At 67.3% G+C, this 13203-nt stretch carries 16 protein-coding genes; 8 read left to right on the forward strand and 8 right to left on the reverse strand.

Going from position 1 to position 13203, the window contains the following annotated elements; translation table 11 throughout:
* From NO931_RS10805 to NO931_RS10820, 4 genes are all read left to right on the forward strand, one after another.
* The gene (locus NO931_RS10805) at window positions 1–135 is read left to right on the forward strand and encodes a DNA-directed RNA polymerase subunit P (RefSeq protein ID WP_256392347.1); all 135 of its coding nucleotides are present in this window, start codon (window positions 1–3) and stop codon (window positions 133–135) included.
* Window positions 136–414, forward strand: a complete 279-nt coding sequence (locus tag NO931_RS10810; protein ID WP_256392348.1) for a KEOPS complex subunit Pcc1 — start codon at window positions 136–138, stop codon at window positions 412–414.
* Window positions 415–627: 213 nt separating this feature from the next.
* Window positions 628–1020 (forward strand): prefoldin subunit beta, encoded by a 393-nt coding sequence (locus tag NO931_RS10815; protein ID WP_256392349.1) that lies wholly within the window; start codon window positions 628–630, stop codon window positions 1018–1020.
* Between the two features lie 7 nt (window positions 1021–1027).
* A complete protein-coding gene (locus tag NO931_RS10820; RefSeq protein ID WP_256392350.1) occupies window positions 1028–1267 on the forward strand; it encodes a DUF3194 domain-containing protein in 240 nt (79 codons plus the stop codon).
* Between the two features lie 78 nt (window positions 1268–1345).
* On the opposite strand, the gene NO931_RS10825 is transcribed toward NO931_RS10820, so the two are convergent.
* Both NO931_RS10825 and NO931_RS10830 read right to left on the reverse strand, forming a co-directional pair.
* A complete protein-coding gene (locus tag NO931_RS10825) occupies window positions 1346–1837 on the reverse strand; it encodes a hypothetical protein (RefSeq protein ID WP_256392351.1) in 492 nt (163 codons plus the stop codon).
* Between the two features lie 158 nt (window positions 1838–1995).
* The gene (locus NO931_RS10830; RefSeq protein WP_256392352.1) at window positions 1996–2547 is read right to left on the reverse strand and encodes a GMP synthase subunit A; all 552 of its coding nucleotides are present in this window, start codon (window positions 2545–2547) and stop codon (window positions 1996–1998) included.
* Between the two features lie 194 nt (window positions 2548–2741).
* On the opposite strand from NO931_RS10830, the gene NO931_RS10835 reads away from it, so the two are divergent.
* Complete coding sequence (locus NO931_RS10835) at window positions 2742–2882, forward strand: hypothetical protein (protein ID WP_256392353.1); 141 nt, start codon at window positions 2742–2744, stop codon at window positions 2880–2882.
* A gap of 20 nt (window positions 2883–2902) precedes the next feature.
* Here the strand turns inward: NO931_RS10835 and NO931_RS10840 are convergent, their stop codons facing one another.
* Together NO931_RS10840 and pan1 are read right to left on the reverse strand one after the other, a co-directional pair.
* A complete protein-coding gene (locus NO931_RS10840; protein WP_256392354.1) occupies window positions 2903–4336 on the reverse strand; it encodes a hypothetical protein in 1434 nt (477 codons plus the stop codon).
* Between the two features lie 296 nt (window positions 4337–4632).
* Window positions 4633–5847 carry a proteasome-activating nucleotidase Pan1 gene (gene pan1 / locus NO931_RS10845; RefSeq protein WP_256392355.1) on the reverse strand — a complete coding sequence of 405 codons (1215 nt, stop codon included), beginning with the start codon at window positions 5845–5847 and terminating at the stop codon, window positions 4633–4635.
* Between the two features lie 174 nt (window positions 5848–6021).
* On the opposite strand from pan1, the gene NO931_RS10850 reads away from it, so the two are divergent.
* Window positions 6022–6291, forward strand: a complete 270-nt coding sequence (locus NO931_RS10850; RefSeq protein WP_256392356.1) for a MarR family transcriptional regulator — start codon at window positions 6022–6024, stop codon at window positions 6289–6291.
* Between the two features lie 120 nt (window positions 6292–6411).
* On the opposite strand, the gene NO931_RS10855 is transcribed toward NO931_RS10850, so the two are convergent.
* Window positions 6412–7602, reverse strand: a complete 1191-nt coding sequence (locus NO931_RS10855) for a hypothetical protein (protein WP_256392357.1) — start codon at window positions 7600–7602, stop codon at window positions 6412–6414.
* Window positions 7603–7854: 252 nt separating this feature from the next.
* Between NO931_RS10855 and mre11 the strand changes: the two genes are divergently transcribed.
* Together mre11 and rad50 are read left to right on the forward strand one after the other, a co-directional pair.
* Window positions 7855–9282 carry a DNA double-strand break repair protein Mre11 gene (gene mre11 / locus NO931_RS10860; RefSeq protein ID WP_256392358.1) on the forward strand — a complete coding sequence of 476 codons (1428 nt, stop codon included), beginning with the start codon at window positions 7855–7857 and terminating at the stop codon, window positions 9280–9282.
* A complete protein-coding gene (gene rad50, locus NO931_RS10865) occupies window positions 9279–11993 on the forward strand; it encodes a DNA double-strand break repair ATPase Rad50 (protein ID WP_256392359.1) in 2715 nt (904 codons plus the stop codon). The genes mre11 and rad50 overlap by 4 nt, the downstream gene beginning before the upstream one ends.
* 28 nt (window positions 11994–12021) lie before the next feature.
* Here rad50 and NO931_RS10870 read toward each other — a convergent pair whose 3' ends face one another.
* From NO931_RS10870 to NO931_RS10880, 3 genes are all read right to left on the reverse strand, one after another.
* Window positions 12022–12447 (reverse strand): DUF7346 family protein, encoded by a 426-nt coding sequence (locus NO931_RS10870; protein ID WP_256392876.1) that lies wholly within the window; start codon window positions 12445–12447, stop codon window positions 12022–12024.
* A 103-nt stretch (window positions 12448–12550) separates the two neighbouring features.
* Window positions 12551–12865: a DUF7322 domain-containing protein gene (locus NO931_RS10875; protein WP_256392360.1), complete on the reverse strand. Its 315-nt coding sequence runs from the start codon at window positions 12863–12865 to the stop codon at window positions 12551–12553.
* A 90-nt stretch (window positions 12866–12955) separates the two neighbouring features.
* On the reverse strand, window positions 12956–13135 hold the full coding sequence (locus NO931_RS10880; protein WP_256392361.1) for a DUF7331 family protein: 180 nt from the start codon (window positions 13133–13135) through the stop codon (window positions 12956–12958).
* Between the last annotated feature and the right edge of the window lie 68 nt (window positions 13136–13203).

Below are 13203 nucleotides of genomic sequence, written 5' to 3' on the forward strand. Positions count from 1 at the left end.
ATGGCGTACAAGTGCTCGCGCTGCAAACGCGACGTCGAACTCGACGAGTACGGCGGCGTTCGCTGTCCCTACTGCGGGCACCGGGTGCTCCTCAAGGAGCGGAGCCGCGACGTGAAGGAAGTCGACGTCAACTAGATGGACACCCCCGTCCACGAGGCGACGTACGATTTCGAATACGATTCTGCGGACGCGGCATCGATCGTCGAGCGGAGCCTCCGGCGGGAGATCGGGGAGATCGACGACGACCGCTCGGGCGTCGCCCTCGAACGCGATGGCCGGACACTCACGGTTCGCGTCGAGGCCGCGGATCTCGTCGCGCTTCGGGCGGCAACCAACACCTGGCTGTCGCTGATCGACGTCGCGGAGGGCGTTCGCTCGGCCGGGGCCGAGCGCAGCAGGGCTCGATCTGTGTAGAACTCTCCTGTAGAACCGTCTTTGCAGACGGTTCTACCCAGCACGTCTGCAGAGTCGGCGCCCGCACAGCAGAATCGCCTCGTAAAGCGTTCCGCGCGTCACCGTCGCCTGCAGGGGGTTCGACGTCGGTCGTCCACTACTGTGTCCTATCGGCGACCCGACTGCCCGACCACAATGCAGGGGTTTTTCAGTCCGGGTCACCACTTCGCACGTATGCAGGGTAATCTGCCGCCGGAAGCGCAGGAGAAGCTCGAACAGCTTCAGGACCTTCAGGAGACGGCTCAGGAAGTCGCCGTCCAGAAGGAAGAAGCCGAAACACAGCTCAGCGAGTCCCAGACGGCCCTCGACGAGCTCGAGGACATCGACGAGGACACCGTGATGTACCGCGAGGTCGGCGAGCTGCTCGTCGAGACCGACTACGACGAGGCCGAGGACGACCTCGAGGAGACGGTCAACGACCTCGAGATCCGTGTCGAGACGCTGGACAAGCAGGAAGAGCGCGTCCAGGAGCAGTTCGAGGAGCTCCAGGAAGAGCTCCAGGAGATGCTCGGCGGCGGTGGCGGCGGCGGCCCGATGGGCGGCGGCATGGGCCCCGGCGGCGCGTAAGCGTCCGATGCCCACCGACGAAACGGTCGTCCAGACCGCCGCGGAAGCCGCCGAAGGCGTGATCTTCTCGCGCATGAAGCGCTCCGCGGTCGACGACTACGACGTGCGAGTGACCTTCGAAGACGGCGTCCTCGAAGTCGACGTCTACGTCGAGGCGCCTGACGTCGACGCCGACGAGGATCGAGTCGCCGACGACGCCGCGCTCGCCGCGCGCTCGGCGGTCGACGACCTGTTCGACGACGCGTGACGCCGCCGTCTCGGTGATGCCGTCACCGAGATGTCGTGGCGACGATCGTCTTTTTCGACACCTGCTCCGATGTGACCGCTAGTCGGGACGCCCGCCGAGGCGGCCGTCAGCGCGATAGCCGCGCAGAAACGCCCGCCCCGTGAGCACCGCGCTCGCCCCAAACGCCATCACGAACGCCAGCGCGACGCCCGCAACGAAGACGCCCCCGGTCTCGGCGGTCGCTACGGCCGCGACCAGCCAGATCGTCGCGAGTGCGATCAGCGTCAGTGCGCCGACGCAGATGCCCGTCGCGACCGCGATCCTCACGGCCCGCAGTCGCCGGCCGCCGCGCCGGAACCAGCCGCCGCCGTGGAGTCGCCAGGCGGCGATCTCGGTCGCAGTCTGTACCGCTACCAGAAACGCGACCGCGTTGACGAGCAGCCAACCGGCGGGAGGAACGGAGAGATTCGTGAACCCAAGAACGGCGTCGACGAGATGGACCGTCGCCAGAAACGCCGGGAGAGCGAACAGTAACAGCGACCCGATCCACACTGCGGCGACGACTGCAGTGCTTCGCTCGGACTCGGTCATAGAGTCAACTTCGAGAACGAGAAAAATAAAGATAGCGTCGACCGGTTTCGGTCCCGCTTGGCCCAAACCTTCAGACCGGACACGCACAGTCGGTTCAAATCCGGCGAACGCAGCCGATCTCGCGCCGACTGGATCCGAGCACGGCCGGCCCGTGGTCCTCAGCGGTTGCAGATGTCGACGAAGTTCTCGAACAGCTCCTCGCCCTCCTCGGTGTGGGCGACTTCGGGGTGCCACTGGACGCCGTAGAGATCGCGGTCGGCGTCGCTCATCGCCTCGACGCCGCAGACGTCGCTGCGTCCGGTGAGCGTGAAGCCCTCGGGCAGTTCCTTGACCTCGTCGGCGTGGCTCGCCCAGACGCGGGTTTCGGGCGCGAGCGAGCCCGTCAGGGGATCGTCCTCGTCGAGCACTTCGACCGTGACGTCGGCGTAGCCGCCGTACTCGCCGCCGCCGACGCGGCCGCCGAGTTCGTCGGCGATGATCTGCATGCCCAGACAGATGCCGAGCACCGGCACGTCCAGATCCAGATACTCGCTGCACCGGCCGATGTCGTCGATGTCGGGGCCTCCCGAGAGTACGAGCCCGTCGGCGTCGATCTCTTCGGGCGGCGTCTCGTTGTCGATCAACTCCACGTCGACGCCCATGTCCCGGAGCGCGCGCTGCTCCAGGTGGGTGAACTGGCCGTGGTTGTCGACCACGTCGATGTTCGTCATTGCGGCGTCGTAGTCGCGCGGTCGTTAAAAGGCGTCCGGAACGCACCGAAAACTGCCACGCACGCCCCGAACGGCGACCGGAACGCGGCGTCTGCAACTCGTCGTCCGCGTCGACCGTGTTCTGTGAGACCAACGGCTTGCCAGTTTCCCGGCGTGCCAACACTGTTAACTCCCCGCACGCGAGCTATACTCGTATGCCGATCGACGCGCTCGACGAGTTCGATCACCCGGCCTGGCTGACCGCGGCGAGCACCGCGGTCGCTTACGGCGTCGTGCTGTTGATCATGTTCGCGGCGCTGTTTCTCGTTCCGTACGCGCTATTTACGCTGCTCTGACCGGCATCTACGCTGCGCGATTAGCGCTCGCGCGTATCGGCGGCCCCGACGGACCGACCACTCCCGAGTACCGCACCCGCGACGAGCAGCGGCGCCCCGACCACCGCGACGCTGATGACGCTCCCGACCGCGGTACCGAGGACGAGCACGACCGCAGCGACGCCCGAGTACGGCCCGCCGAACGGCCCCGTCGCCACCACGGGGGAGACCGACAGCGCGGCGACGCCGAACCCGACCGTGGCCGTCGCGACGCACAGACGGCGGTTTCCTCGTCCCAGCGCGTACCCCGCAGGAAGGAGCGAGAAGACCGGGACGAGCGTCGGAATGCCTGCTGCCAGCCAGCGCGTCGACCCGGACGCGAGCGCCGCGAGGCCGAGCGTGATGGCGCCGGCGACGACGGCACCGACGCCCGCGAGGCCGACGAGCGTTCGGTACGACGCCCGCTCTCGAACGCCTTCTCGCTGAATCCCGGCGCCCAGCATCACGTAGGCGGTCCCCACGCCGAACAGGGGGAGCAGCGACGGCCCGACCGCTCGAACGGCGCCGATTCCGAGCATCGCGAGCGTCGTCGCCGCCCCCACCGCGGCGAGGCTGACGCCGGGGGCGTCCAGCACCCGATCGACGGTCAGCCCGACGCGCGCGAGCGCTCGGTCGATCGCCGCGACGAGATCCTCTCGCCGCCCGAACAGGGGGACCACGGCGCCGACCACTGCGCCGAACAGGAGCGCCGGCGTCACCGCGATCACGAGGGCGTTAGCCGCGGTCGACGGGGCGACGAGCTCCGCGACCGCGAGTAAGCTCCACAGCCACCCGAGCGCGACGTCACGCGGGACGAACGTCACGACGCCCTGATCGTCGAGTTCCGTGAGCGTCATCCGATCGCCGCCCTCCGATACGGTCGCGTCCGAGACCGTCCAGCCCACCCGATACTCCTCGGGCACGGAAACGACGAGCCGATCGGAACCTAATCCATCGAGATTCCGGTGCCCGTACGCGTCGGTGAACTCGCTCGATCGGAGCGTCCCGCGGATCGATCGCTCGGCGAAGCCGTCGTCGCGGTAGCGCAACTCCAGCACGTCGTTCTCGGAGACGGTCGCGTCGAGCAACTCGGCGTCGTCCAACGCGCCGTCCGCGATCCGATGGCGGTAGCTCGCGTTCGATCGCAGCCGATCTGTTCCGTCCGAGTCGTCGAGATGGTTTCGGACGGTCCACGTCGCAGTGCCGTTCTCGCGGACCCGAACCTCCGCCGTGCTCCGGACGACATCGATCGGGTAGGTGACGAACTCGTCGTCGACGGCGACGCCGCGCTCTTCGACGCGTTCCTCGAAGCTCTCTCCACAGGCGTCGCAGAGCGGTTCGGGCGGCGGCGCCGCTCCGGCAGGCGCGATCACCGCCGCGAGCGAAACGACGAGCAAGCCACAGAGCGCTACTCGGAGGGATCTCCGCGGGACCATACGCCACCGTCACACCGAGAGGTAATGTAAGTTACTCGCCACGAAAGCGCGGCGTCGGCATCCAGCGGAGCGCGGCGTCGGCATCCAGCGGAGCGTGGCGTCGGCATCCAGCGGAGCGCGGCGTCGGCATCCAGCGGAGCGTGGCGTCGGGGTCCGCGAGTACACGTCGCTATCCGACGAGACACGTTCCGACCGGACTCCGCACTGACGGTTGTCGATGCTCGTAGAAGCGATGCGCCGCAAAACGTTGCCGCAGTTCGAGCCGCAAAGACGCTGTGGACGACGCCGTCGACCGATCAGGCGAACGTCTTGGAGACGTCCTCTTCCTCGGTCTCCTTCTGGATCTTCCGCCAGGCCTCCTCGAAGTCCTCCATCCGGATGTCCGTGCGGTCGTCGCGGATGGCGAACATCCCGGCCTCGGTACAGATCGCCTTGACGTCGGCGCCGCTCGCCTCGTCGGCCATGCGAGCCAGTTCCGCGAAGTCGACGTCGTCTGCGACGTTCATGTCGCGGGTGTGGATCTGGAAGATGATCTCGCGGCCGTCCATATCGGGCTTGGGCACTTCGATGAGGCGGTCGAACCGACCGGGGCGGAGGATCGCGCGGTCGAGCATGTCGAAGCGGTTCGTCGCCGCGATGATGCGGATCTCGCCGCGGTCCTCGAAGCCGTCCATCTCCGAGAGCAACTGCATCATCGTGCGCTGGACCTCGGCGTCGCCGGAGGTCTTGGACTCGGTCCGCTTGGCGGCGATGGCGTCGATCTCGTCGATGAAGATCACGGCGGGCTCGTGGTCGCGGGCGACCTGGAACAGGTCCCGGACCAGCTTCGCGCCCTCGCCGATGAACTTGTGGACCAGCTCCGAGCCGGCCATCTTGATGAAGGTGGCGTCGGTCTGGTTGGCGACGGCTTTCGCGAGCATCGTCTTGCCGGTGCCGGGTGGCCCGTACAGCAGGACGCCGCTGGGCGGCTGGATGCCGACCTCGTCGAACGCGCCGGGGTTCTTCAGCGGCATCTCGACGGTCTCGCGGACTTCGTTGATCTGCTCCTCGATGCCGCCGATGTCCTCGTAGGTGACCTCGGGCGACTCGTCGACCTGCATCACGCGGGCGCGGACGTCCGTCTCGTCTTCGAGGGACTTGACGACCGACAGCGAGTTGTTCACCGCGACGCGGTCGTCGGGTTCGAGGCCGTCGCGCATCTCCTCGGTGACCTCGGTCAGGGCCTCTTGGTTGTTGCCGTGCTGCTTGATGATGACTCCCTCGTCGGTGAGCTCCTGAACGGTCGCGACGAACAGGGGCGACTGCTTGAGCTTCTTGTTCTCGTGAGTGAGCCGTTCCAGCTTCTGCTGGTACTTGTTGTTCTCCGCGTTGGCGTCCAGCAGCTTGTCGCGCATCTCCTCGTTCTGGGACTCCAGAACTTCGAGACGCTCGCGGAGGGCCTCTATTTTCTCCTGCATTGACGTGTCCTCCTCGTCGTACGGGAGGTCGACGTCGTCCACAGTATCGCTCATCACCCGGGCCTAGGGCGTTGGTTCATAAGAGGCTTCGGGTAGGGTCGATTTACTGGACCGACGCCGTCGCCGCTGAGGCTTCCGATTTCGCGGAGGCCCGAACAGTCAAATGAGCGAAGGTAATAATCACGAAGGGACAATATTATTAGACTGTATCTGCTACCTCGGAGTACGATGAGCGCATCAGAGACAGCGCGGCTGGATGCCGACGACGCCGAGGCGACCTGGGACGACGTTCGCGATCTCCCTCCGAGCGCCAAGCTCGTCGCGAAAGTCCTCGAGTACAACGACACGCTTACGCAGAGCCAACTCGCCGAGGAAACGCTGTTACCGGCCCGAACCGTCCGGTACGCCCTGAACAGACTGGAAGAGGAAGGCGTCGTCGACTCCCGGTTTTCCTTCTCCGACGCGCGAAAGCGCCTCTACACGCTCACGATCGAGTAGCCCCTCACGATCGAGTAGCCGATATCGGAGATTCGACCGATACGGAAGATCCGCGTCCCGACCGTTCTCTTTCGGGCCGGTCCCGCGCCTCACTCTACCGACCGTTCGGTGACCCGGCACTTACGGTTCACTGGCTCGCGAGCCGACGCGCCGCTCGTCGAGCCAGACGAACTCCGAACACCCGTCCTCGGACGCGACAGACCCGGTGACGGCTTCGGGCGTCGCGTCCGGATCGGACTGCCGCGTCGGGTCGGCGGCGTCGTCGACGCCGTCCCGCCCTTGCGCTGCGACGTCGCGCTCCAGCCGACGGAATAGTTCGTCGATCGCCGCCGTCGCCTCGGCGGACTCCCGCGCGGACGTGCCCAGCACCGGCGTCGCTGGTGTTGCTGCTCGCTCCGGATCGCACGTCGTCCCGGGCGGCCAGACCTCCGAGAGATCGTCGAGCAGCGCGGCGACGTCGGCCGAGGGCTGGGGCTCTCGACTCGGTTTCGCGTCGCCGGTACAGAGCGCCTCCGGGTCGACATCGGCGAACGAGTCGGTCGAACGGTCGATCCGCTCGACCAGATCGGCGAACGTCTCGCCGCCCCTCCGGAACGAAACCCGGGCGTCGAGTCGTGCCCGCGACTCGGACGCCCAGTCGGGAACCGGCACGTCGTCGCGACCGCCGTCGTCATCGCCGTCGTGGACGTACTCGGGAGGCTGGTGCTCGGCGAGAAGTCCCCGATTTCCGAAGCGGACCGTCTGGCCGTACCGGCCGCGAAGGTGCTCCAGCGCCGCCGTCTCGCCGAGCGCGAACTGCCAGCGTCGATCGGGCCCGTCGAGCAACACCAGTTCGACGCCGGTGCCGGCGAGGAGGTCCCGGTTGACCGCGTCGAGCAGCGCGGGGTAGTTGTCCCGCTCGAGCGGCGTATCCGGGTACGTCAGCGTGGCCCGAAACTCGGCGCCGTCGGCGTCTTCGAGCACGATCCGACGGGTGTCGTCGCGACGCCACTCCACGGTCACTCGACAGTCGAACGGCGCGAACAGGGCGTCGAGGTGGACCTCCGGCGCGTTCGCCCAGTACCGTACCGGAGCGTCGACGCCGCGGGCGGACGCCACCAGCGTGTCGCGCACGAACGTCACCGGATTCGGGAACGCCGAGGGATGGCGCCGCACGGCCCCGACGAGATCGGCTACCGATCCCACGCACTCGCCGTCGAGTTCGTCGTGGCACTCGGCGGCGTCCTCGACGGTAATGGCGAACGCTTCGAGGACGTTCCCGCACCAGTGGGTGACCTCGTCCGTCGAGCGGCGGATCGACTGGGTAGCCACTGTCGGGTGGTCACTGTCCACTCTCTTAATTATTTCTCCATAATATTTCCATATGGTTTTCCCCACGACGATCGGCGACCGCGGAATGTTAGAATAATTCTGTTTCAGGACAGTGTAATATATTGGCTCAGCTGATTGCACCGGACCGGTCCCGCTTCAGTTCCTGCGAACTGATCGTAGCCATCCCCGGCCGGCGTTCACTTTCACCCCGGTCGCGGAACCGATTTAAGACGCCGCCGTCAAGTCCCGGCAATGACACGGGTGATCCACACCGGCGACACCCACATCGGGTACCGGCAGTACCACTCACCGGAGCGTCGTCGGGACTTTCTGGCGGCCTTCGAACGGGTCGTCGACGACGCCATCGAGGCCGATGTCGACGCTGTCGTCCACGCCGGCGACCTGTTCCACGACCGCCGGCCGGAACTGCTCGATCTCCAGGGAACCGTCTCGGCGTTGCGGGAGCTCGCGGACGCCGGGGTTCCCTTCCTCGCCGTCGTCGGCAACCACGAGACCAAGCGCGACGGCCAGTGGCTCGACCTGTTCGAGGACCTCGGCCTGGCGACCCGCCTGGGTGCCAGCCCCGAGGTGATCGGAGACACCGCCTTCTACGGCCTCGACTTCGTTCCCGAGTCCCGACGCGACGATCTGGACTACGAGTTCGAGCCGACCGACGCCGACCACCGCGCGCTCGTCAGTCACGGCCTGTTCGAGCCGTTCGCCCACGCGGACTGGGACACCGAGGAGGTCCTCACTGACGCCGACGTCGCCTTCGACGCGGTCCTGCTGGGCGACAACCACGCGCCCGGCAAGCGCGAAGTCGAGGGCGCGTGGGTCACCTACTGCGGGTCGACCGAGCGCGCCAGCGCCGACGAGCGCGACGACCGGGGCTACAACATCGTCCGGTTCGGCGACGCCGCCGATGCCGAGGCGGACGCCACGGGCACCGACGCGGTCTCGATCACCCGCCGCGCGGTCGCCGACACTCGCAACTTCCGGTTCGTCGACGTGGAACTCGTCGAGGGCGAGGGCACCGAGCGCGTCCGCGAGCGCGTCCGCGAGTACGACGTCGAGGACGCCGTCGTGATCGTCACCGTCGAGGGTGACGGCGAGGAGATCACCCCCGCGGCCGTCGAGGAACTCGCCTTAGAGCGCGACGCGCTCGTCGCTCGCGTCAACGACCGCCGGGAGATCGACAGCGAGACCGACGTCAGCGTGAGCTTCGCCGACCCGGACGATGCCGTCCGCGAGCGCCTGCGCGAGCTGGGGCTGAGCCCCGCCGCCCGCGACATCGACGAAGCCGTCCGGGAGAGCAAGGTCGCCGACTCGAACGTCCGCGAGACCGTCGAGACGCAGATCCGCGACCGGCTCGGCGACGGCCTCGACGCGTTCGAGGGCGTCGAGGACGATGGCGACGCCGGAGACAGCGAGGCCGAGACGAGCGACGACGGCGCGGCCGCTGATGGAGGTGACGTCGCCGATCCGAACGAGGAAGCAGCGGTCGATGTCGCGAACGCCAACCCCGCGGACGCCGACGACTCGGATGCCAACGCCGCAGCCGACTCCGGCGACGAGCCGGACGCCGACGCCGCGACCGACTCCGGCGACGAGCCGGACGCCGAATCGCCCGCGGAGAGCGCGCAGACCGATTCCCAGTCGTCCATGGAGGAGTACCTGTGAAATTCCGCGAGATCCGCCTGGAGAACTTCAAGTGCTACGCCGACGCCGAACTCCGGCTCGACGAGGGCGTCACGGTGATCCACGGCGTCAACGGCAGCGGGAAGTCCTCGCTGCTGGAGGCCTGTTTCTTCGCGCTGTACGGCTCGAAGGCGCTCGACGATCGGACGCTCGACGACGTCATCACGAACGGCGCCGAAGACGCCGAAATCGAACTCGCCTTCGACCACGGCGGCGAGGCCTACCGGATCGAGCGCCGGATTCGATTCTCGGGCGAGCGCGCCCAGACCGCCAAGTGCGTTCTCGAAGCGCCCGACGAGACGATCGAGGGTGCCCGCGCGGTGCGTGGCTACGTCGCCGACCTGCTCCGGATGGACGCAGAGGCGTTCGTCAACTGCGCGTACGTCCGCCAGGGCGAGGTGAACAAGCTGATCCACGCCTCGCCGAGCGACCGCCAGGACATGATCGACGACCTGCTCCAGCTCGGTAAACTCGAAGAGTACCGCGAGCGCGCCAGCGAGGCCCGCCTCGCGGTCAAGGACGTGCTGAGCGAACTTCGCGGGAACGTCGACGAGATCGACGGTCAGATCGAAGCCAAGGAAGAAAAAGGCCTCCACGAGCAGCTCAACGAGTTAGAGAGCGAGCGCAACGAGACGACCGCCGAGATCGAGCGGATCGAGGACCAGCTCGACACCGCCCGCGAGACGAAAGAGAGCGCCGAGGAGATCCTCGAAGAGTTCGAGGAGAAACGAGAGGAGATCGACGAGCTCGCCGACGACGTCGAGGAGCTGGAGGAGACGATCCGCGAGACCGAGTCCGAGCGCGACCGGCTCAAAGAGCGACTCGCCGAGACGCGCGAGCGCCGGGACGACCTGCGCGAGGAGCGCGACGAACTCCTCGTCGCAGCCCGCGACGCCGAGGACCTCGACGCGGACGCATCGGCGTCCGACAGCGACGGCGACGACGGTCTCGTCGAAGCAGTCGAGGACGCTCTCGACGAGCTCCGGGACGCGGACGAACAGCTCCGCGACGAACTAGAGACGCTCAACGTCGAGATCCAAGAGCACGCCAGCGACGCCGAGAACGCCCGCGATCGCGCCGACGAGCTCGAAGCGACGGCCGCCGAGAAGCGCGACGAGGCCGACGAGCTCGAAGCCGACCTCGAAGACGACGAGGCGACGCTGGCCGAACGCCGCGAGAAGCTCGACGATATCGACGACGAGATCGAGGCCGCGAAGGATCGCTTCGATGATGCGCCGGTCGCGTTCGGCGACGCCGAAGCCCATCGCGAGGAGCTCCGGGAGCAAAAAGCCGATCTCGAAGACGACCTCGCCGACGTGCGCGCCGAACTCCAGACCGCCCGCTCGAAGGTCGAGGAGGCCGAGGCGCTACTCGACGAAGGGAAGTGCCCCGAGTGCGGTCAGCCCGTCGAGGACTCGCCCCACGTCGACGCGCTCGCTGACGACCGAGAGCGCGTCGAGGAACTTGACGCCGAGCGCGACGAACTGGCGGCCGAACTCGAAGCTGTGGAATCGGATCTCGACACCGCGACCGAACTCGTCGAAGCCGAACGCGAGGTCGCCCAACTCGAGGAGAACCGCGACAGCGTCGAACGGCTGATCGACGAGCGCGAGACCGCTCTGGAGGACCGCCGCGAGCGTGTCGAGCAGCTCCGCGAGGCGGCCGACGAGCACGACGCCGACGCCGAAGCGAAGCGAGAGGACGCCGCCGACGCCGAGGACCGCGCCGACGAACGCCGCGAGGAGATCGCCGAGATCAACGCCGAGCGCGGCGACCTGCGCGAGCGCCGCGACCGGCTCGAATCGCTCGCCGACACGCTCGACGACCTCGACGACGTCGAGTCCGAGATCGAGGACCTGCGCGAGAAGCGCACCGCGAAGGCCGATCTGAACGACGAGCGCCGCGAGCGCCTCTCCGAGAAGAAAGAGCGCAAGCGCGACCTCGAGGCCGATTTCGACGCCGACCGCGTCGAGGAAGCCCGCTCGGAGAAACAGCGCGCTACGAAGTACATCGAGCAGGCCGAGTCGACCCTGGAGAAACTGCGCGAGGAGCGCGACGATCTGATCGACCGCATCGGCGGCGTCAGAAACGAACTCGACGAGCTCGAATCGCTCCGCGAGCGCCGCGAACAACTCGTCGAGCGCCGCGACGCGCTCGACTCGCTGTACGAGGAAGCCGAGGAGCTGCAGGAGACCTACGGCGACCTGCGCGCCGAGCTGCGCCAGCGCAACGTCGAAACTCTCGAACGGATGCTCAACGAGACGTTCGATCTCGTCTACCAGAACGATTCGTACTCGCACATCGAACTCGACGGCGAGTACGAGCTGACGGTCTATCAGAAAGACGGCGAGCCGCTCGATCCCGAGCAGCTTTCCGGCGGCGAGCGCGCGCTGTTCAACCTCAGCCTGCGCTGTGCGATCTACCGGCTGCTCGCCGAGGGGATCGAGGGCGCGGCGCCGATGCCGCCGCTGATCCTCGACGAGCCGACCGTGTTTCTGGATTCGGGCCACGTCGCCCAGCTGGTCGAACTCGTCGGGTCGATGCGGGACCTCGGCGTCGAGCAGATCGTCGTCGTCAGCCACGACGAGGAACTGGTCGGCGCTGCAGACGCCGTCGTCCACGTTCGGAAGGACCCGACGACGAACCGCTCGACCGTCGAGCGCGGCGAGACGCCCGCGCTGCTGGCGGAGTAGCGCGGTCGAAAGCGGAGTGAACTCGACTTTACTGCTCGCGTAGCGTCGCCAGTGCGGCCCGCGCCGTCTCGGTGGCGTCGTAGCCGCGCTCGTCGGCGACCCGCGCCTCCTCGATCAAACCCGCCGCGCGGAGCTCGGCGAGCCGGCCGTGGAGGTCGCTCTCGCACTGATCGTACGCGCCGAGCATGTCCCGGACGGCGACGGGACCGCGGTCGACGAGATCCGCCAGCAGTCCGATTCCGGCGTCGTCGTGGACGGCCGAGACGACGCGCCGGACCGGTTCGGCGACGCCCGCGGCGGCCGTCTCCAGTGGCTCCTCGCCGTCGACCGGCTCGATCCGGTCGTTCTCGACGTAGCGGCTGTCGCCCGTCTCGGGATCGCGGACCAGACTGCTGTCGGTCGACTCTTTGAGGAGCACGTAGCGCTTGCCGGACTCGTCGCGGACCGTTCGCATCGGTGCGACGTTGGCGTCCAGCCCGGTTAGGCCCACCGGTGTCACGCTGTGGTGGCCCACCGAACGCGTCGTACTGTGGCAAACGCTCGTTGCGCGTCGGAGGCTACTCGTACTCCCACCGGCGGTAGATCCGATACGCGTGGAGGCCGCCCAGCAGACCGATCAGAACTAGCCCGCCGCCAAACTGGAGTCGGCCGCGGAAGACGACGTACATGACGCCGAGGCTGGCCGCGAGGATGGCGATGTTCAGTAGCACGACGACGCTCCAGAACATCTTCTGCAGTTCCTCCGAGGCTTCCGACGCCGGCGGCGGTTCGGGCGCCTGCGGAATCTCCGGACCGAGCGTCGACTCGGAGTCGAGCACGTCGAAATCCAGCTCTTCCTCCTCGGGTTCCTCGTCGGCCGGTTCGTCGAACACTATCGTGTACGTTCGGGGTCGACGGCAAAAAGCGTCCCGTAACGTCGAGGGGCGATCGGCCCCACGAACGGTGAAAATCGAACAGTTCCGTCAGACTTGATCGGCGAGCGAGAGTGTGACGGACGCCTCTACCCACGCGAGCGGGTTCTGCGCGTCGAAGAACACCGTTCCGTCGTCCGTCTCGTAGCGCTCGACGTTCTCGGCGCCGCGCGGCTGGCTCGCTCCGGTCGTCGCACTGTCCCACTGGCCGGCTTCCGGGTGGTCGGACATTGGCGTCACCTCTGGGCCTTGGTATGTAGTACCACAATATATGCTTTGTTGCCGTGACAACCAATCCG

Source organism: Natronoarchaeum rubrum, assembly GCF_024494695.1.